Annotated in this window: 19 protein-coding genes and 1 other annotated feature; of the genes, 8 read left to right on the top strand and 11 right to left on the bottom strand. The window is 45.7% G+C overall.

What is annotated here, in order from left to right:
* Positions 1-163 precede the first annotated feature (163 nt).
* Positions 164-805, top strand: coding sequence for a uridine kinase (gene udk / locus BK127_RS03680; protein ID WP_076228648.1), 642 nt, complete (start codon positions 164-166; stop codon positions 803-805).
* On the opposite strand, the gene BK127_RS03675 is transcribed toward udk, so the two are convergent.
* The 7 genes from BK127_RS03675 to BK127_RS03645 form a co-directional block, all read right to left on the bottom strand.
* Positions 741-1,031: a hypothetical protein gene (locus BK127_RS03675; RefSeq protein WP_179097374.1), complete on the bottom strand. Its 291-nt coding sequence runs from the start codon at positions 1,029-1,031 to the stop codon at positions 741-743. The two genes, udk and BK127_RS03675, sit on opposite strands and share 65 nt — an antisense overlap.
* Before the next feature lie 87 nt (positions 1,032-1,118).
* Positions 1,119-3,425, bottom strand: a complete 2,307-nt coding sequence (locus tag BK127_RS03670) for a thiamine pyrophosphate-dependent enzyme (RefSeq protein WP_076228646.1) — start codon at positions 3,423-3,425, stop codon at positions 1,119-1,121.
* 57 nt (positions 3,426-3,482) lie between these two features.
* Entirely contained in the window at positions 3,483-4,490 is a 1,008-nt protein-coding gene (locus BK127_RS03665; RefSeq protein ID WP_076228645.1) for a 2-oxoacid:acceptor oxidoreductase family protein, read from the bottom strand.
* A gap of 155 nt (positions 4,491-4,645) precedes the next feature.
* Positions 4,646-5,209, bottom strand: a complete 564-nt coding sequence (locus BK127_RS03660; protein ID WP_076228644.1) for an NUDIX hydrolase — start codon at positions 5,207-5,209, stop codon at positions 4,646-4,648.
* A 153-nt stretch (positions 5,210-5,362) separates the two neighbouring features.
* Positions 5,363-6,181, bottom strand: a complete 819-nt coding sequence (locus BK127_RS03655; RefSeq protein WP_256711160.1) for a hypothetical protein — start codon at positions 6,179-6,181, stop codon at positions 5,363-5,365.
* Positions 6,182-6,402: 221 nt separating this feature from the next.
* Positions 6,403-6,783 (bottom strand): spore coat protein, encoded by a 381-nt coding sequence (locus BK127_RS03650; RefSeq protein WP_076228643.1) that lies wholly within the window; start codon positions 6,781-6,783, stop codon positions 6,403-6,405.
* 18 nt (positions 6,784-6,801) lie between these two features.
* Positions 6,802-7,026, bottom strand: coding sequence for a hypothetical protein (locus BK127_RS03645; RefSeq protein WP_076228642.1), 225 nt, complete (start codon positions 7,024-7,026; stop codon positions 6,802-6,804).
* Between the two features lie 306 nt (positions 7,027-7,332).
* Between BK127_RS03645 and BK127_RS03640 the strand changes: the two genes are divergently transcribed.
* Positions 7,333-7,929, top strand: a complete 597-nt coding sequence (locus BK127_RS03640; protein WP_076228641.1) for a class I SAM-dependent methyltransferase — start codon at positions 7,333-7,335, stop codon at positions 7,927-7,929.
* 165 nt (positions 7,930-8,094) lie between these two features.
* Complete coding sequence (locus BK127_RS03635; protein WP_076228640.1) at positions 8,095-9,072, top strand: YpdA family putative bacillithiol disulfide reductase; 978 nt, start codon at positions 8,095-8,097, stop codon at positions 9,070-9,072.
* 306 nt (positions 9,073-9,378) lie between these two features.
* On the opposite strand, the gene BK127_RS03630 is transcribed toward BK127_RS03635, so the two are convergent.
* On the bottom strand, positions 9,379-10,107 hold the full coding sequence (locus BK127_RS03630; protein ID WP_076228639.1) for a phosphonate ABC transporter ATP-binding protein: 729 nt from the start codon (positions 10,105-10,107) through the stop codon (positions 9,379-9,381).
* 173 nt (positions 10,108-10,280) lie between these two features.
* Here BK127_RS03630 and BK127_RS03625 point away from each other — a divergent pair, with 173 nt between their 5' ends.
* Complete coding sequence (locus BK127_RS03625) at positions 10,281-11,171, top strand: polysaccharide deacetylase family protein (RefSeq protein WP_076228638.1); 891 nt, start codon at positions 10,281-10,283, stop codon at positions 11,169-11,171.
* Between the two features lie 67 nt (positions 11,172-11,238).
* Here BK127_RS03625 and BK127_RS03620 read toward each other — a convergent pair whose 3' ends face one another.
* The gene (locus BK127_RS03620) at positions 11,239-13,032 is read right to left on the bottom strand and encodes a copper amine oxidase N-terminal domain-containing protein (protein WP_144026354.1); all 1,794 of its coding nucleotides are present in this window, start codon (positions 13,030-13,032) and stop codon (positions 11,239-11,241) included.
* 26 nt (positions 13,033-13,058) lie between these two features.
* Positions 13,059-14,861: a stalk domain-containing protein gene (locus BK127_RS03615; protein WP_076228636.1), complete on the bottom strand. Its 1,803-nt coding sequence runs from the start codon at positions 14,859-14,861 to the stop codon at positions 13,059-13,061.
* A gap of 392 nt (positions 14,862-15,253) precedes the next feature.
* On the opposite strand from BK127_RS03615, the gene BK127_RS03610 reads away from it, so the two are divergent.
* The 4 genes from BK127_RS03610 (at position 15,254) to trpS (ending at position 18,356) form a co-directional block, all read left to right on the top strand.
* Positions 15,254-15,445, top strand: coding sequence for a hypothetical protein (locus BK127_RS03610; RefSeq protein WP_076228635.1), 192 nt, complete (start codon positions 15,254-15,256; stop codon positions 15,443-15,445).
* Positions 15,446-15,550: 105 nt separating this feature from the next.
* Positions 15,551-16,729 (top strand): M20 family metallopeptidase, encoded by a 1,179-nt coding sequence (locus BK127_RS03605; protein WP_076228634.1) that lies wholly within the window; start codon positions 15,551-15,553, stop codon positions 16,727-16,729.
* A 125-nt stretch (positions 16,730-16,854) separates the two neighbouring features.
* Positions 16,855-17,118: a binding site (T-box leader), on the top strand.
* A gap of 57 nt (positions 17,119-17,175) precedes the next feature.
* On the top strand, positions 17,176-17,346 hold the full coding sequence (locus tag BK127_RS43565; RefSeq protein ID WP_179097373.1) for a hypothetical protein: 171 nt from the start codon (positions 17,176-17,178) through the stop codon (positions 17,344-17,346).
* Positions 17,347-17,357: 11 nt separating this feature from the next.
* Positions 17,358-18,356, top strand: a complete 999-nt coding sequence (gene trpS / locus BK127_RS03600) for a tryptophan--tRNA ligase (protein ID WP_076228633.1) — start codon at positions 17,358-17,360, stop codon at positions 18,354-18,356.
* A 101-nt stretch (positions 18,357-18,457) separates the two neighbouring features.
* Here trpS and BK127_RS03595 read toward each other — a convergent pair whose 3' ends face one another.
* Positions 18,458-18,784 carry a hypothetical protein gene (locus BK127_RS03595; RefSeq protein ID WP_083689030.1) on the bottom strand — a complete coding sequence of 109 codons (327 nt, stop codon included), beginning with the start codon at positions 18,782-18,784 and terminating at the stop codon, positions 18,458-18,460.
* Positions 18,785-18,861: the final 77 nt, after the last annotated feature.

Below are 18,861 nucleotides of genomic sequence, written 5' to 3'. Positions count from 1 at the left end.
ATGACAAGTATAAATTGTGTTTGCCAAAGAGCATACCACAATCCTTGCTTGTACGCTACAGAACCCTGCACCATCCTTTTACTCTCGTCTTCACCTTATGTTTATGATAGAATAACGAGATTGACTCGCAAACCAAGCGTCCACGCAGGAGGATTACTTATTTATGCTTATCATCGGAATTGCAGGCGGTACCGGATCAGGAAAAACCACCGTAGCCCGCTCCATCATCGACAAGCTCGGCAGTGAACAAATTACTTTCATTTCCCAGGACAATTATTATTGCGACCATAGCGAATTACCATTGGCTGAGCGCGAATTGATCAATTATGATCACCCTTTCGCTTTTGATAACGAGCTGCTGCTGCAACAATTAAAGTTGTTAAAGCTTAACCAAACTGTCCATTCCCCAACCTATGATTTTGCCAAGCATGCACGCTCTGAGCAAACGATTGAGTTGCTTCCAAACCCGATCGTTATACTAGAGGGACTGCACGTCTTATCGGACGAGCTGTTGCGCGGTATTCTCGATATCAAGGTGTTCGTAGATACAGATCCTGACGTGCGTATTCTCCGTCGTGTCCTGCGTGATATTCAAGAACGCGGCCGCAGCATTCAATCCGTATACAATCAATATCTATCCACCGTAAAACCGATGCATGAAGCATTTATCGAGCCCTCCAAAAAATATGCCGACATCATCATACCCGAAGGTGGGCACAACGAAGTCGGCATTAGCCTACTTACAATTCTGACGGAGAAATACTTGCAACCGCCGCTTGCACCACTTGGTCCCAATGAAGGATAAATCGCGAATCATTTTTAAGCTTCACATTGCACATTTTCAACTGATTTTCGGTGAGCTCCAGCAGTTGCCATGAATCCGGATCAGCCACGCCCTGTATGTTCAAAAAATTAAGGTAATCAAGCTGGGCAGCTTCTTCATCATCCCAATATTTGGTCCCATAATAAGGCAGCCTATAGCCGTTAACCAGCATACAGGTATACAGCTTTGATGTAATTGCATGCTTCATCACATAAGGCAACCTGATCTCCTCCATTTTCCAAAAAACAAAAGGCATTTTTCTCTTTGGGAGAGAATGCCTTTTGCCTTTACGAACTTATAGATACGGGCTTTCGTGCTTGGCCTTCAGCATACTCCAGCGTCGTTCCACTTCCCTCTCGAACTCTTTATAGGAATCCTCGTACTCAGGTTTAGTCATATGCTTCGTTTTACCCATGGTAGTGAGCCACTCTGACAAAGGAACCTTTTTACTCTTATCCTCCGGATTGTAAGTTATCGTTGTAACCCCATGCTCTACCTCATACAACGGGAAGAAGCAGGAATCTACTGCCGCACCAACAATATTGGACCCGTCCTCGTCTTCGGACAGCCAATTCAATGGACAGGCAATCAAAATCTTGCCGTATACCAAACCTTCATTCTGAGCATACCATTGAGCCTTGGCACCTTTACGAACCAAATCCTGCGGGAACGCCTCTGAGCCTGTAAATACATAAGGAATGTGGGTTGCTGCCATAATTTGCGCAGTGTCCTTGTGATGGAACACTTTCCCCCCCTGCTTGGAGCCTACATTGGAAGTCGATGTCCGATGGCCCATTGGCGTGGAATAGGACAGCTGTGCACCTGTATTCATGTAACCTTCATTATCGTACTCCAGAATGATCATTTTGTGATTTCGCAGCGCTGCACCGATTGCTGGCCCCATCCCGATATCCATACCACCGTCCCCGGTGATCATCACGAATGTGAAATCGGCAGGCAGATTATATGCATCCAGCTCACCGCGGCGTTTGCGCTCCCAGAACATTTCAACAACACCCGACATGGTAGCTGCACCATTTTGGAACAGGTTGTGAATATAGGTCGCCTTATGTGACGAGTACGGATACCCTGTTGTGACTACCATGGCACAGCCTGTGTGGAACAACGCTACGATATCACCCTCGATCCCCTTGAAGAACAATTCAAGACCTGAGAAAATACCGCAGCCCGGACAGGCGCCATGACCCGGAGCAATTCGTTTTGGCTTCTTCGTTAGAGCACGCAAAGGCGGAATGCGAACATTCAACTTCTTCGTCTCTTCATCCTGCTTGACCGTGATCAATCCAGTATTTAATTCCTCATATTTCATCGGGTTCAGGACACGTTTCATGGTTCGATTCGGATCCCCTACCGAATGACCGTAATAATCGAACGGTACTTCTACCTTGCCTTTTTCCACCGCGTCTATAGCGAACTGGAATAATGCATGACCATCCTCATTGTAAAAATCCTTGCCACCCAGACCATAGATACGGCTTATGACCATCGTGTCATGATTGCCAAGCGTGAACAGCGCAGCCTTGATTTCATTGACCATATTGCCGCCATGACCACCATAAGAATCAGCGCGGTCGCCTACGGTGACAGCCTTCACATTTTTCAAGGCTTCAGCTATCGCCTTTTGCGGGAATGGACGAATCAAATTGGGGGCAATGGAACCCGCTTTAATGCCCTGAGCACGAAGCTGATCCACAACGTCTTTAATAATTTCCGATGCTGAATTCATTAGGAACACAGCAACCTCTGCATCCTCCATACAATACAAATCAAGAATCGGATAGTCGCGTCCTGTCAGTTCCGCATATTCGGTACGAATACGGTCAAAGACATGCTCCGCCCTGTACATCGCCATGGACTGCTGGTAGCAGTTATTAATATAGTCGGGTTCATTCATATAAGGTCCGACTGTGATCGGATTGTTACGGTCAAGCGTATCGGCAAAACCAACAGGCGGCTGTGCCCCGATAAAAGACTGTACATCCTCACGTTTGGTGAACGTTTGTACCCGGCGTTTTTGGTGTGAAGTGAAGTATCCATCGGACGCAACAATAACAGGCAAGCGGACTTCAGCATCCTCAGCCAGTTTAAGCGCCATAATATTCATGTCATACACAGCCTGCGGGTCACGGCACATCAGGATTGGCCAGCCGGTATTCAATGCATAATATAAATCGGAGTGGTCTCCGTGAATGTTCAAAGGTCCGGATACGGAGCGACAGACAAGGTTCATTACCATCGGAAAACGGGTTCCCGATTGCACCGGCATTTGCTCCAGCATATACAAGTATCCATTCGCGCTCGTCGCATTAAATACACGACCGCCAGCTGTGGATGCTCCATAGCAAATCCCTGCTGAACCGTGCTCGCCATCTGCCGGGATCAGCTTGATGTCGTGCTGTCCATTAGCCTTCATCATATCAAGAAATTGAGCAACCTCTGTGGAAGGCGAGATCGGGAAATATCCCATAATGTGATAATTGATTTGGTGCGCGGCATATGCCGCCATTTCATTACCGGATTCATATACGATCCGCTGCTCCACCGTACCCTGAGGAATCTCTTTATTAATCTCAATTGCCACTTTGTTCTCCACCCTTCAATTTACATGTAATGGATTATGATATGCGATTTACACGAATCAGGTTGCAGCCAAATCGAACCGGTGAGGTACACGATGCTCATCCGCATAGCCGTCAGCTTCCCTTGCACTGGAAAGTGCCTCCGTTGGACAGGCCTGTACACATTTCAAGCAGCCCTTGCAGTATTGGTAATCGATTCCCTGGAGGAACATTTGCGGCCTGCCCTTTTTATCTGCTTGCTCATCCCACACAAAGCAAAAGTCCGGACAGACCGTGTCACAGGCTGCACAGTGAATACATTTGTCATCTTCAAAATGCGGCATCATGCCCGCCCGCGATATACTGAGATCCTTCAATACACTATTTCCGGGATTCGTAATGACACCGCCCATAGGCTGTGTACCAAAACCTAGAACAGGAGTATCCTGCCGGATATATGAAGGCATTTGATCACCTTCCGCCAGCTCAAAAGTTTGAAAGACAACCTCGTTGTAACCCCTTTCAAATGTATTTAATGCTGGCTGTACAGCTAAAGGATACTTCTTCTCCAACGATTTGCGGATAACATTTTTCATCGTATCGGGATTAAGAAAAGGACACAACCGGAATAATGCACCTAACATTGCCATATTAACCCGATTTTTCTCTTCTAGCGAAATGCCAATCGCATCAATCACGGCGATCGTTCCGCCCTTCATATTCATCTTGGCCTTCAGCTCTTCCGGAGTTTTCGTCGAATTGACCAGCACCAGTGTATCCTCATAAATGCCACTAATCACATTGATCGTTTTCGACAAAGATTCATGAAATACGCCTACGACATGCGGACGTTCCACGGGTGAGGTATCCCGAATATTCGTGTTGATATCGCAAAAACGGATATGCGCCTTGACCGCGGAGCCCTTCTTCTCCGAACCATAGGAGGAAAAACTGACGCCGTTCAAGCCGGCACCTACCACGCCAGCCTCTGCCAGCATTTTGCCAGCCAGGTTAGCTCCGAGTCCTCCAATTGATTCCAATCTGATTTCAAAAAAACCCAGTTCATTAGTTCTTGGTAGCGTAACCATTGCAAGACCCCTTTCGAGAATAAACTGAAAATTAGATTAGTTTTCTAAATACTATTTATATTCTGAATAGATCGACAAATTCCTCTATTACAAAAATATTTTTATAAAAAAAGCTATTCTCCAAAGTCAAAGACTTGGGAATAGCCTGTCCAGCCTTACAAAACCCTAAAAAAACCATTGCCATTCGTCGGCACAATCGGCTCCCGATCATGCTGCAAGCCAGCTCCGTTACCGCGCAATGCTGCATCAATCAGCCACTGTGTGAAGCTTGCCACCTTCATCGTCTGCATTTCTTCCATAGAGTAGAATCCGGCCCCATCTACTTCAACACCATCAGGAATAGGCTCTCCACTTATATAATCCATCTCAAAAGCCACATACAAATTATGTACCGAAGCTCGCGGCTGGTCGCGCAAGGCAATAATTCCCTTAACGCTAGTTTGAACTCCACACTCTTCAAGCACTTCACGAATTACCGTTTCCTCAATAGGCTCCAGCTGTTCAATATAGCCTCCAGGATTAGTCCAATTCCCTTTGCCAGGCTCTTGCGCCCTGCGAACAAGCAGCACTTTATCATCTTTTATAACAAGGGCTCCAACCCCGATACTGTAAGATCCCCAATGAACTGCGCTGCAGCTCGTACATGCACGACGTTCTACGCCATCTATGGTCCGTATTTCCATAGGCTGGCCGCATTCCGTACAAAAATTGATCGCCATTCGTTTCTTCCACCTCTCCAAATGCATCCTGTATGTATGCGCCAATTATGGCAGCTAATCGTTATCATAGCTTGTTTGCGACTATCTTTCCAGACCCATTTTGCATGGTAGCTGCTGTGAATGTCAATGGAACCAGTTAAGCCGTACAGCGCTTTATTTTTTCTTGAGCGCAAGCATCTGATACACCTCTCTCGTGTCTCCTTTAAGTTGAATCTGTGCACTGCGCATTTGCGAAGAACCATCGCCATCGAGGAATACTCCATCCACGACCTGGGTGCGACCTACCCATTCTATCGCCGCTGTGCGAAATTGTTCTACCGTACAAGGAGTCTCCGAAACTAGCAGCCATAGATTCTGGGACTTGTCATAAACCGCACCTGAACGAAGCCGGGCCTCCGCAAACGCCGGCATATCCTCAGCCAACGCCTGCTGAACCCACTGCTCATCGTGCTGCAATGACATACTGACCCCACCTTGCGCCCAATAGTGTCCTTTATCTGTTACATGAAGCTGCTCTGCATCAATCGCGACTTGTACGCTAAAGCTGCCTGTAATTTCATCCCATACCAAGGTACCTTTCGGAACATCAATATTATACCACCCCGATCCATAGTCCCACTGCTGGCCAACTAACGGTTGGTCATTGACAACGGCAATACTAAGCAAATCTCCATTCCAAAAAAAACCGCCATTAATCCCGAATTCATCGGTTAACGTTACATTCGACTGAATATGCTTCAACACAATATTATTAGGCCGAGTGCGCAGCGCATGAAGTTTAACCCCGTTCTGGGTCGTTGTTTTCTGATAGGTATAAGTCTCGGATCGCAGATCCGCTCCAGAGGGCTCAAGCGCTGTGAATACAACAGCAATCAAATTCCCAAACAAAAAAGCCATCACCAGCAGCGACAACCGTGCTCGGATAAATCGAACAATACCGGCAGCCTCCTCTTTACGATTCCATTCCAGCATGGAACGAGCACCTCTTCTCGTTAAATAAGTGAATAACCTCTGAATCTAGCAAAAACAACCTGCTAGTTTTTATGTCTATTGTAACTTTATGAAGCATAATATGAAATATGCTTGTCCATTCGTATAGTAAGCAGATACGTAAAAACGCCTTGCGCATCGTACGTACGCAAGACGTTTATCTGGGTCTTTCATTCACCGTATCACAACGGCGCTATCGGGCACTACATCATGAAGGCCTGATGCTGAGAGGGAGTATTCCCATTATTGGGAAATGGAGCGCCGTATGGCTGCCGTCCTTGCAGCCTGCTTTGTACAAATTGGCTTTGTTCTTGCTGTGCTTGTTGATGCTGCATGAATTTCTTTTCAACTTCCTGGCGAAGTACCGGCGATGATGCATTATACATATTGTGCTGCTTCATGTAACCGTACACTTTGGCCTGTGATTCCAGGGTGCTGTTCAATAAGGAAGTAAGTGTTTGTCGGATAGCGCTGCAATTGGATTCCGTCACAGCTGTCGTATATTCACGACTTGTCCGTTTCAGCTCGCAGAGAATGGTGAGCAGCATTTCTCTTTCCGGTAAAGCACCTGTACTCTGATTCATATTTCAGGTCACCTCTTTCTAATTATAGTTTTGTGTAGGAGCCATGGGTACATGCTGATGAAGAGTTTGCATCAGGGTGTTATAATGGTGATTATGCACATTGATAATGTCCATACACAGCGAATGGGTAGCATTTTGCTGTGTGCTTGCTGCGAGAACGGCACATTGCTTAATAATCAAATCCTCATTAGACATCGAATCCGTAACGTAATCCAGCTCTTTGGTAGATATCGGTTCCATCATCATATATTCTCCCTTTTAACGATATTTATTACCGACAATATCATACCCTAACCCAATGATATTATTCGGGCTGCTACTTTAAAATTTAAGCAGGTGATACACAAATTGGGATTTTTTCGAACAAAGATTAGGCGAAAATCCATTTTCGTAGTATGATAGACACTAATAAAAGTAGAGCAGATGCAACAAGACTTTGGAAAACCAGACTTTAGTCCAGTTCAATACAGTACTCTGGTCCGTGTGCAAAGTGGCTTGAAGACATTATGCTTACAGATAGCTTTAATGAATCGAAAAGGGGATTTTTAAATGAACGCAAACGAGACAACTGCGCTTCAAAAAATGTTGTTCTTCTATAAATTTATCCGAACCCCCAAAGCAATTGGAAGCGTTACTCCAAGCTCCCGGCATCTGGCCAACAAAATGGTATCAGCTGTGCAATGGAATGAAATCACGAGCGTAGCCGAGCTTGGGGCAGGAACAGGCGTCATTACGCAAGCTATCCATCGTTCGTTAAAGCAAGAAACCAAGGTTATGCTGTTTGAGCGTGACTCCCATCTTCGGAAACAGCTGGAACAGCAGCACCCGGGCTTTACTACCCATTCCGATGCCAAAAGCATTCACAGCGTTGTAAGGCAGCAAGGCCTTGATCATGTTGACTGTATTATCAGCGGGCTCCCTTTTGCAAACTTCCCGCAGCAAGTACGTAACGATCTGATGGAGCAGATCGTCAATTCATTAAAACCGGACGGTCTCTTTATCGCCTTCCAATATACACTCCAAATGAAGAAACAGTTAAGCAAGCATTTTGAAATTGAGGCCATACAGTTCGTTATGCTCAATGTTCCACCAGCCTTTGTCTATGTATGCCGTAAAAAGCAGTCAAGTGTCACTGGCCATTACTAGCCTAAGTATCTATCAGCTTCCGCAATATCTCAAAGCCTGTTTCACGACTAATGAACGCATTCCCTGCGTGGAATCCTCCTTTTGCATCGTTTTATTGAATCGGTTACTATGGAATACAAAGCCTTGTGGCTAGTAACTGATTTGAACGAAATGAGGTGTCACGGTTTGGAAGAGATTATTATAGTCGGAGCAGGCCCTTGTGGATTGTCTGCAGCCTTGGAGCTGCAAAAACTGGGTTATGCACCTTTGATCATCGAGAAATACAGTATTGCACACTCTATTTACTTATACCCGACCTACATGCATTTTTTCAGCACTCCGGATTTACTAGAAATAGGCGGCATTCCATTTACAACCCCCAACGAAAAGCCATCGCGCCTTGAAGCGCTTCATTATTATCGAAATGCTGCTTTACGCAGCAAGGTCCGAATTCAGTCGTACCATACTGTCCAATCGATTACAAAGACAGATAACGGCTCATTTGAGCTGCAGCTGAGTGATCGGTTTAATAACATTTCGATGATCAAGGCCCGTTATGTCATTGTGGCTACGGGATATTTTGATCATCCGAACATGCTGGGCATTCCTGGGGAGGAATCCGCCAAAGTCTCCCACTATTTTCATGAGGCCCACCCTTACAGCGGCACAAAGGTTGCAGTAATTGGTGGAAGTAACTCCGCTATCGATGCAGCCATGGATTTAATGCGTGCAGGTGCAGATGTCACGATTGTTTATCGGGGAGAAGGCTTCTCATCAAGCATTAAGCCTTGGGTTCTTCCCGTATTTGAAAGCATGATCAAGAAAGGGAGAATCAAAATGCTGTTCGGATCACAGATCATTCAGATCCATGACCAATCCATTCTAGTTCGGACTGGAGACAACGAGCAGCTCCTGGATAATGATTTTGTACTTGCTTTAACCGGGTTTCGCCCTGATCGAGGACTTCTCGCATCCGCTGGTGTACAGATGGATGAGACGTCCACAGCTCCCATACATAATCCAGAAACCATGGAAACCCCGATTCCCGGCTTGTTCATTGCAGGTGTCGCCGCTTCAGGAAGCGATGCCAACGAAGTGTTCATTGAATCAGGGCGACTGCATGGCGGTATGATTGCTCGCCGTATTGCCGAAAGCAGCTTGTAAAGAACTCTTATCCGTTATTCTTACATAATTAATACCCATATTTTAAAGAATAAAATTTTAAAAAAGGATTTTTCTATGGAGACAAAAAGAGCAGTTTTCTGAGATTCACAGAAAACTGCTCTTTTGTCATTTATTATTTGAATTTCAAATCAAGCACAATCCGTATTCAGATTGTGCTAATTATCCCTACACCCCGGAGATTGGTGAATCAAGAGCGGAGCGACCGTGGTGTTCTGTAGAAGCGACCAACAACGATCGGAAGAACATTACGGCCGCGCAGCAACACTTATTCGCCAATCTCCCCCCTTAAAAGATCAGATTCTTTTCACGCTGCGTCAGCCTTCTCCCGGCAATGTCAACGACTAGCTTGCCTTCGGCCAGACCCCATATGCGCGAGCCAAATTTTTCGGCCATCTCGACCTGATGCAAACTGCAAAAAATGGTCACCTTATCCTTGGTACAAATGTCTTTCAAATCCTCCATTACACGCAAAGCGGCTTCCGGGTCCAATCCGGATATAGGTTCATCTGCATAGATAACTCTCGCTCCCCGAATCAAAGCCTTAGCAATCGCTACACGCTGCTTCTCCCCACCGCTCAGCTTTTCAACAGGATCATGTGCTTTTTCGAGTAAGCCAACCTTGTCCAAATAGTCCATCGCAGTCATATGATCATCGCCAGATGTGGTCCCCGAAAGAATGCGCCACCATGCTTTGTGAAAGAACAAGCCACTAAGTACATTTTTTAAAGCAGATTTACGCGGATTCAAATCAGGCTTTTCCTCCAGAAAGGCCCAATCCTTACGAAGCTTGAATTTCTCCAGCCCGTTCACTCCCGAAATATCTTTCCCTTGGTATATGTATTGACCTTCGTCCCAATTCAGCTTTAAGGATAAACAGCGAAACAGTGTGGTTTTGCCGCTTCCGCTACCTCCAACTAAAGCAATAAGCTCACCCTCGTCCGCTTGAAAGCTTAGCTTGTCTAATATTTGGTGATTTGGTGGAAATGATTTAGATAAATTACGTACAATAATCATCCGATTCGTTCTCCCTTTCCTTGTGACCCGGCAATAATCTTTATTATATAACATCTTGCGTCAACAAAAAAACTTTAATTACTAAAATGAGTTCCTATTCCTTGTTTTCATACATAAAAACTGCTTTTCAGCACAAAATAAGGAAAATCGGGATTAAGAAAGGATGAGTTATTATGAACGGCTCAGGCTATAGAATTGGATTATCCCTGCTGGCAGCTGCAGCTCTGCTGGGAACGGGTGCATGTGGAGCTAATACTGGACAAATGGAGCAGCAAGGCCAATCAGGTCAATCCATATCGCAAAATCTGAGTGTTCAAAAAGAGTCATCCTCCACACCCCACCTGCTGGCCGGAAAAGAGAACAAAGAACGCGTGAATACGCCATTAACATTGGCCGATTTGCACCATAAATATCGCAGTACTTTTTTGTTCAACGGGCCCAAAAGCTTGCGTCAGGCTGCACTTACCTTTGATGATGTCCCGGATACAACGTTTACCGCTCAAATATTGGATGTTCTCAAAAAATATGGAGTGAAAGCGACATTTTTTGTCGTTGGCAACCGTGCCCAAGCGCATCCCGAGATGATCCGGCGTATAAAGAATGAAGGACACATTATTGGCAGTCACAGCTACACGCACCCGAATTTATCTAAAACGAGTGATGCTGACTTTCATGATGAAATACATCGTACAGAAGATGTCCTTGCTGCCATTACTGGCGCCAAGCCAAAGCTTTTTCGTCCGCCGTATGGCAATGTCACCGAATCGCAAATATTATGGCTAGCCAGTCAACAGTACCATATTATTAACTGGAATGTAGATTCACTGGATTGGAAGGGACTCAGCGCCGATCAGGTGGCAGATAATGTGTTAGGTCATGTTGTACCAGGAGCAGTGATTCTGCAGCACGGAGCCGGCGGTGAAGGCGAGAATTTGGCAGGCACAGTACAAGCGCTTCCAAGGATCATCGAAAAGCTCCAGGAAGCCCATATCGAGCTGGTCACGATTCCACAGTTGTTTCAAATTAATGACAGTGTCAAGGTGGATAGCCCCATGCACGAGTAAACTCATCTCCCTGAAACTTGAAAGAGAGAAGCCAGTTTGTGACCTCTCCCCCCTTCTGCAGCTTACTTTATTTGTCCTCCAATGGGTAAAAAATGACATCCACAGGAAACGCAGAACCCGCTGCGGGTGTGAATTCGATATCGAGCGACGGCTCCGTGCCGTCTGTGCGTGCCAATATGGTATAACCTTGATAATCCATCATAATGCCGGATGGCGGCGCTTGAACGATATTTCCGTTAATCTCGAAGGGACCTCTAAATACGCCTCCCCGAGGCAGAAGCAGCAGCGCCATTTTCGGTGGATGATCCATATGAATTTTATAAACAACACCATAGTTGCCCAAATTCAGCGAATGCTCCTTCACGTAGGCATCCACCCCTGTCACGAATTGATCGGACGTACCGTCTCCAATAGCGAGGGAGGATGGCTTCTTCAATCCCGTCAGATCCACGTTCCAGGACACATCCGAGCCATCAAATGTTCCCCGCACATTACCTGTGTAATCCAGCTGCTTGTACATACCGACAGATTCAATACCGGCACCTGCGTCCATGGCGACGAAGGAGAAATAGACTTCTCCACTTGTTTCAACATCATACATCACGTTCATCCCTTGGTCGGGATAAAATTCCGGCATTTTTTTGTAATACATCGTTTGATAAGGTGCAACCGTAATCGATTCTGGCGAGCTGTCGCTTTGCAAAAATTCGATTGAGGCCTCGTTTCCAATGAGATTCGCATATATCGAAGGATGTACCTCGCCATGACGCGTAGTCTTGATCGTTACTGGCTTATCGGGACTTGGATTACGAACAATGATTGCGAACTGCACCTTTTCCTTCATGCCATTTACATGATCCGCATACAGTCTAGCTTTTCCATTCACTTTTTCCTGATATAAAAATCCTTTTTCAGTAAAGGTTTCCGGGCTATCACTTACGATCAAAGGCCGGTCCTTTTCAAGCGTTGCGATGTTAGGAAGCTGCGGAATTCCTCGTAAGTAAGCACGAAGCGTTGCTTCCTCTTCCTTCACATACGTACCTACTGGCTCGTGGTACACTTTATATTCAAATTCATCCAGATAAGGCTCGTCCACAATTTCTACGTTGTAGGAGAAGGGCTCACTGACAGTACCTTTACTATCCGTAACGGAGAGCGAAACCTTGAACAAACCCGGTTGAAAAATCGCTTCGGCTTTTCCTGTCCACTCAACGTTTTTAATGGTATCCCCATCTGGATCATAGCTCGTATTCGAATAAATAATCGGCTCACCCAAACGATACGATTTCTTATTTACGGAAAATCTGGCTACCGGCTTCGTATTCGGCATCGTATCATTGAACAAGCTGCCAGCCTCAGCCCGTTTAATATACAACAGCTCCACTCGCTGCAGTTGTTCATTAACTGTCGCTTTGAATCCGATAAAACGATTTAACCAGCTCAATTCGACGTACAACCGATCATTCAACAGGAAAGCAGCCTGCTCAAAATTCTCCATCTTACCATTAACACGCAACTGCTTGGCAGCAAGTTGAAGCTGAATAAATGCTGTAGGCGTCGTCACCTGAACACTTCCGGTAGTAGCATCCCACTCTACTGGAACACCAAGCAATGACGGAAGACTCGCTGCAGGCAGATAAGTACGGTTGTTAATTTGAACAACGGGTGCCTCCAAGGCAAGCTTGGTACCATTGAGGAAAGCTTCACTCTTGCCATAATACAGCAGCAGCGATCTACTTTCAGGCACAGGCGCGTCGGCTGCAGAAGCATAGGGAGTCATAGAATTCGGTAACAAACAGCTGATGAATAGGATCAATGTGCCCATCGCGGCGAACCACTTTTTATATAGAGATGATATCACTTGACGAACTCCTTTATGATGGAATACTACTGCTTATCGGGCAGTGGATAAACAATGAAATCTACGGGCAGCTGGTTGCTTTCCGAGGCCATTAGCTCGATCTCGATTTTCTTTTCAGAAACTGTTGTGCGATGAAGCAGCAAGGCTTCATTAGAGGTTAATCCACCTGCAGGTATCGAAATGACATTGCCGTTGACCCGAACTGAACCTTCAAAAAAGCCACCACGTGGATATAATGCGACCGCTGTCTTACCGTTAAATTCCAGACCAATCCGATAACGGACTCCGGCATTGCTTCCATAGGTAACTGCTTGCACAGAGTCGGATCCCATTTCCTTGGTGACCCCATTGAGCAGCGGTTCAATAGAACCATCACCAATACTGAATGAAACCGGCTCCTTTAGAGATCTTGTATCTAACTGAAAGCTCACCTCGGAAGCCGGAGATACGGTATGCCGCAAATCTTTGGATTGCACGGTTCGATAAGCTCCAAGCTGATATGGTTGTTCACCAGGCGAAATCATCACATAAGATACCTCGACAGCTCCATCTGTTTGAATATCATAAAGTCCTTGAAAGCCCTGTCCAGAGCTTAACTCCTGACTTACCTTATACAAAACCGCAGTACCGGGATTTACTGTCATACTGCCCGACTCCGAATGATTCGTGAGAAAGCTTTCAACTGTTTTACTTCCGAGAATAGGTGTGTAAATGGAAGCCTGCGACTCAGCAACAGCTGTTGTGCTGACAGTAACAGAGCGTGTATCACTTTGATTACGTATCATAATGGCAAGCTGTGCAGCGCTGCTCATCCCATTGATATATTGGGTGTACAAACGGGCACGTCCATTCATATCTTCCTTGAATAAAAACCCTTTCTCAACAATTGGCTTTGTACTGCTCCCAAGAAGCAAACGCCGTTCTTCCGATGGTCTTGGCAGCACCGACATGATTGGGTTCTCCAACGACTGTCTCGCGGCAATGGATGCTACTGATTCCTTGGATAATAAACTACCTATCGGTTTAAAATAAAACGGATACGCCTGATCACTAATGTAAGGGACGTCGAGAACCGTTATTGTCTGCGAGAACGGCTCGCTTTCATTTCCTTTACCATCCTTAACCTGAAGCGTTACTGTATAAGTGCCCGGCTTAAAAAAGACTTCCTGTTTCCCAATCCAGTTATACCCAGGCAGCCCTTCCGAATCCGGGTCATAGCTTAAGTCCGTGTAGGTCACAGGCTCACCTAATCGATAGGAAGCTTTCCCTAATGCGAATTTGGCAATAGGTTTCGAATTGGGCTGGGTATCGTCATTATGAAGCGTTGATTCTTTATAAGCGGAAGCGGGCTCCCCAAGACTGCTCAGCTCTACACTTTGGGATGCAGAATCATAGCGATACGTCATATTCGTATAAGGGGCAAGCCAGGTCAGCTTTACAAGCAGCCGCCCATTACGGATCTCGGCGACAGAATCGAACGGAATCGGTTTGCCATTAATCTGTATCTGATTCAGTGACGGATTGAATTGTATGAATGCCTTTGAAGTCAGCATTTGTGCGGTCTGCGTGTCATGGTCCCAAAAAAGCTGAATTTTAAGTGCGTCTGCAACCCATTTGGCGGGTAAATAAAATTGTCCGTTAATAATTGCGGGCGGTTCATCCAGTTTAATCTTTTGAGTATTTACGATAGCTTCGGAATTTCCAGCAAACAGCTGAAGTTGGATCGAGGAAACGGAAACAGCAAGAACCGAGGGAACGTTCATCATTCCAACTGCAAGGGCAGTACTCATTAATAATGTTGCTTTTGCGGCAGCAACCATTCGAAACATGTGCGGTAACTCCTTTTTTGTGAATATTTGTTTTCGAACCATGATCTCCTATGCATAGTACCATGTTCGAATCGTAACCGTCCAGTTGAAACGGCAAAAAACGCTGTGTTAAAATCGTGAACAAACCTATTGAAACCGTTCTCTTCCAAATCATTCCTTATTCATTTTTTATTCAATTAGGATCAAAAATTGAGGAGAATTTTCCGATTTTCCCCTCGAAAATAAATGACTTTTATTTGCAGAAGCCCTTGCTTAACATTACACGTTATGTTATATTTAAATCAAGCAATATCAAGCTTTTCTTACAAATCCGGCACTCTAACTGTCGCTATGAATTTATATGTTTAGGCACAATCCAGCATCATAAATCAGCTTGTGAGGAGCGATGAACAATGACTTACGGACAACAAAATAATGGACAAGAACAGACGATTTCGGTAGAGCTTACTTTAAATGAAGCACTTGCCTTAACAGGTGTTCGCTTTCGTGAAAACCATCAGTTTGAAATCGAAGGTATGCACAAAATTAAAAAGTCTTTAGAAAATCGATTAATCACGGAACCGAATCGTAAAGAAGTCCAATAAAACTCTACTTTATCTCATCCAAGACCTCCTGAGCTCAGCATATTGAGCCATGGAGGTCTTTTTGGTTATAATGAACGTAAGTGAATGACAAAGGAGCGACGACGGATGAAAATAACGATTACTACGACGATTGATTTTCATAAAGAGCCACTCATTCAAGTCGCCCGATTTATTGGAGAGCATCCCGAGCTTGGACACGAAGAATGGCTGGCTTCAGCCCGACTGATGGATGAGCTTAGGAATTACGGCTTTGATATACAAAATCCTGTACTCGATTTACCTACAGCCTTCATTGCTACGTATCATTCTGGTATTCCCGGTCCTACTGTCGCTTTCCTGTGCGAGTATGATGCACTACCGGAGCTTGGACATGCATGCGGACATCATCTGATCTCAACGATGGGACTCGCAGCCGCAATCGGTCTTAAATCAGTTCTTGATACAGTCGGTGGAACCATTCGTGTATATGGAACGCCTGCGGAGGAAACAAAGGGTGCCAAGGTGCCCATGTCTGCGGCCGGTTTGTTTGATGACGTTGACTTTGCGTTGATGGCCCACCCTTTTTATACGTATGAAAAATCAGGACATTCCCTTGCGATGGACGCGCTGCAATTTGAATATGTAGGCAAACCGGCACATGCTGCAGCAAGTCCGCATGAGGGAATTAATGCACTCGATGCCGTGCTGCTGCTCTTCCAATCGATCAATGCTTTAAGACAGCAAATGCAAAGTCATGCCCGTGTTCATGGCATCATCAGCGATGGCGGGAAAGCACCTAATATCATACCGGAGACAGCCGCTGCGCAATTTTATATCCGAAGCGACAATCGCCCTTATACCGATGTTTTGGTAGAAAAAATCAAACGCTGTGCAGAAGGTGCGGCCTTGCAAACCGGATGTACGTTAAAGGTGTCCAACTACGAGTACTCCTATGATGAAATGATTTCAAACGAGGTTTTGTCCGATTTGTTTACAGCTAATTTAGTGGATTTGGGGATCAATGAGGCGGATATTCGCAGCGGCAAGGATCATGGTTCAATTGATTTAGGGAACGTATCCCGGCACTGTCCCGCTATTCATCCCTTCATCCAGGTAACCCGTGGCGGAGAGCTTCTACATACGGAGGAATTTCGTGATCAAGCGATGACGCCTCAAGCGTTCGAAGGCATGCTGCTTGGCGCTAAGGCGCTTGCCAACACAGCCTATGATGTTATGATCGATCCTGCAGTGCTTCAGTGTGTACGGAACGAATTTCGTGAACATGTACAAGTTTTCAATTCCTGATTCCAGCCTTCATTTTCTTGGAATTGTTGAACATACTCTCCGACCACGCAATTAAACAGGCCAAGAGCAAGTTTCTGTTCATACTTGACGACTCCCTCATGCCGGCGTATACTTCCTTTCATAACGTATCGACGATGATGAAGGGTAAGTAGCCGTTGGAGGCGGGTTTCAGAGAGATGGTGTTTGGTGCGAACCATCCCCGGCCGACGTGTGAATGGACTTCGGAGTTGCTTGGCCGAACGTATTTGTTTGTAGGCAAAGCCGGGATTCCCTCTCCGTTACCATGAGGGCTGTATCGATAGTGTTCTTGATGAGCCTGTCCGTACTTGAGAGTGCATCTTCATACCGGAGATGAATAAAGGTGGTACCACGATAACTTCGTCCTTTGCGATGAGGTTTTTTTGCGTTTCATAAAAGGGGGTGATGGCCATGGAGGATGGCTGGTGTTGGCGTATCTCAGATTGGAAGGATGCATCCATAAGTTTGCTCGCAACCCCATTCATGCTTGCGGAGCCAGCTTTGCTTCGCAAAGCTCAGTTGATGCTTACGAAGTCGGCTTTGCTTCGCAAAGCTCAGTTAATGCTTACGAAGCTAGCTTTGCTCCGCAAAGCTCTTAGGAGGAATTTCAATGCAAGAAAGAATTTTAACAGGAGATCGTATTACCGGCAAGCTGCACCTTGGTCATTACGTCGGGAGTTTGAAAAATCGAGTCGAATTGCAAAACAACTATGAGTGCTTTGTCCTGTTGGCCGATGTTCAGGCACTGACAACGCACTTCGATCATCCTGCTATTGTGCGTGATAATCTGCGTCATGTTGCCATGGACTATTTGGCAGCTGGTATAGATCCCAACCGTTCTACCTTATTTATTCAGTCCATGATCCCGGAAATTGCCGAGTTGACTGTATATTTTTCGATGTTCGTCACGGTTAACTCTCTACGTCATAATCCGACGATTAAGACAGAAGCTGCTGAGCGGGGTTATAAGCAGTTGAATTATGGCTTTCTTGGCTATCCCGTCAGTCAGGCAGCAGACATAGCCATCTGCCGCGCAACGCTCATCCCTGTTGGCGAGGATCAGGTCCCCCACATCGAACAAACGAGAAAAATCATACGCCGTTTTCATGACCTCTATCGACCGGTATTTCCCGAGCCTCAAGCCTTGATCGGCGAAATTCCACGTTTAACCGGCCTTGATGGAGGTCGTAAAATGGGTAAAAGCTCTGGCAATGCCATCTCCCTGGATTCGAGCCCACAGCAGGTCAAAGAGCTCATACAGAAAGCTGTTACCGATCCAGAGCGGATTCACAAGAATGACCCGGGCCATCCTGATATATGCCCGATCTATAGCTACCATCAAGCCTTTAATGCTCCACAGGCAGATGATATCTACAAGAATTGCACCCAAGGGACCATCGGCTGCTTCGAATGCAAGACAAAGCTTACAGCCAAGATTAATGAGCTGTTGGAACCGATGAACGAGCGGCGCGAAGCCATCAGCAAGCACCCTAAGCAAATTGACGAAATTTTGATAAGCGGTACCGAGCGTACAAGAGCCTTCGCTCGTGAAACGATGCAGGAAGTACGCGAAGCTATGGGAATCGCCTATTTCGCACAGCCCCGCTGAAAACCAATCATTTAAACATTATAAAAAGCGGTCATCATTTAGATGGCCGCTTACCTTCTGATCATCCATAATGTGACGTCCACAATCCCGCATGAACGAAGTTAGCTGTACATAAAAATCGGCTTGGGCAGATGTATAAAATCATACAACTGCTTCGTTAAGCCTCCCTTGCCGAACCGAAGGATACTGCTCTGGTCCTTCCCATGCTTTTGTTGAATATCCTTAAGAAAATTAATCGTTTGACTGCGTCTTGATGTAATCTCACGATAACCCGTGCTGTAAAGCCATTGGTCAATCGTATTATAAATACCACGATTAAGCCCAAAGGTTTGAAAGCAATAATTGACAAACTGAATGTCTGGCAAATGAAGGGCATCTGCCTCGCTTACTTCCAATTCCGAATGGTCTTGGACTATCACATCATTCATAGTCATTCACCTCCTAATCTAATAAATAGAGACTTCACCCTGCAATAAATGCAGCTTGAAGCCTCCCGATGTCAGGT

Source organism: Paenibacillus sp. FSL H7-0331, assembly GCF_001956045.1.
The sequence above is the reverse complement of the archived record's forward strand: the minus strand, read 5'-3'. Positions and strand labels throughout refer to the sequence as shown.

What these genes read in the sequence shown, in the direction of transcription:
- BK127_RS03595 (WP_083689030.1), bottom strand. Translation starts at nt 18,784, where the DNA reads ATGAATGATGTGATAGTCCAAGACCATTCGGAATTGGAAGTAAGCGAG.
- BK127_RS03665 (WP_076228645.1), bottom strand. Translation starts at nt 4,490, where the DNA reads ATGGTTACGCTACCAAGAACTAATGAACTGGGTTTTTTTGAAATCAGA.
- BK127_RS03640 (WP_076228641.1), top strand. Translation starts at nt 7,333, where the DNA reads ATGAACGCAAACGAGACAACTGCGCTTCAAAAAATGTTGTTCTTCTAT.
- BK127_RS03615 (WP_076228636.1), bottom strand. Translation starts at nt 14,861, where the DNA reads ATGTTTCGAATGGTTGCTGCCGCAAAAGCAACATTATTAATGAGTACT.
- BK127_RS03650 (WP_076228643.1), bottom strand. Translation starts at nt 6,783, where the DNA reads ATGAATCAGAGTACAGGTGCTTTACCGGAAAGAGAAATGCTGCTCACC.
- trpS (WP_076228633.1), top strand. Translation starts at nt 17,358, where the DNA reads ATGCAAGAAAGAATTTTAACAGGAGATCGTATTACCGGCAAGCTGCAC.
- BK127_RS03675 (WP_179097374.1), bottom strand. Translation starts at nt 1,031, where the DNA reads ATGAAGCATGCAATTACATCAAAGCTGTATACCTGTATGCTGGTTAAC.
- BK127_RS03625 (WP_076228638.1), top strand. Translation starts at nt 10,281, where the DNA reads ATGAACGGCTCAGGCTATAGAATTGGATTATCCCTGCTGGCAGCTGCA.
- BK127_RS03630 (WP_076228639.1), bottom strand. Translation starts at nt 10,107, where the DNA reads ATGATTATTGTACGTAATTTATCTAAATCATTTCCACCAAATCACCAA.
- BK127_RS03605 (WP_076228634.1), top strand. Translation starts at nt 15,551, where the DNA reads ATGAAAATAACGATTACTACGACGATTGATTTTCATAAAGAGCCACTC.
- BK127_RS03645 (WP_076228642.1), bottom strand. Translation starts at nt 7,026, where the DNA reads ATGATGGAACCGATATCTACCAAAGAGCTGGATTACGTTACGGATTCG.
- udk (WP_076228648.1), top strand. Translation starts at nt 164, where the DNA reads ATGCTTATCATCGGAATTGCAGGCGGTACCGGATCAGGAAAAACCACC.
- BK127_RS03610 (WP_076228635.1), top strand. Translation starts at nt 15,254, where the DNA reads ATGACTTACGGACAACAAAATAATGGACAAGAACAGACGATTTCGGTA.
- BK127_RS03660 (WP_076228644.1), bottom strand. Translation starts at nt 5,209, where the DNA reads ATGGCGATCAATTTTTGTACGGAATGCGGCCAGCCTATGGAAATACGG.
- BK127_RS03655 (WP_256711160.1), bottom strand. Translation starts at nt 6,181, where the DNA reads ATGCTGGAATGGAATCGTAAAGAGGAGGCTGCCGGTATTGTTCGATTT.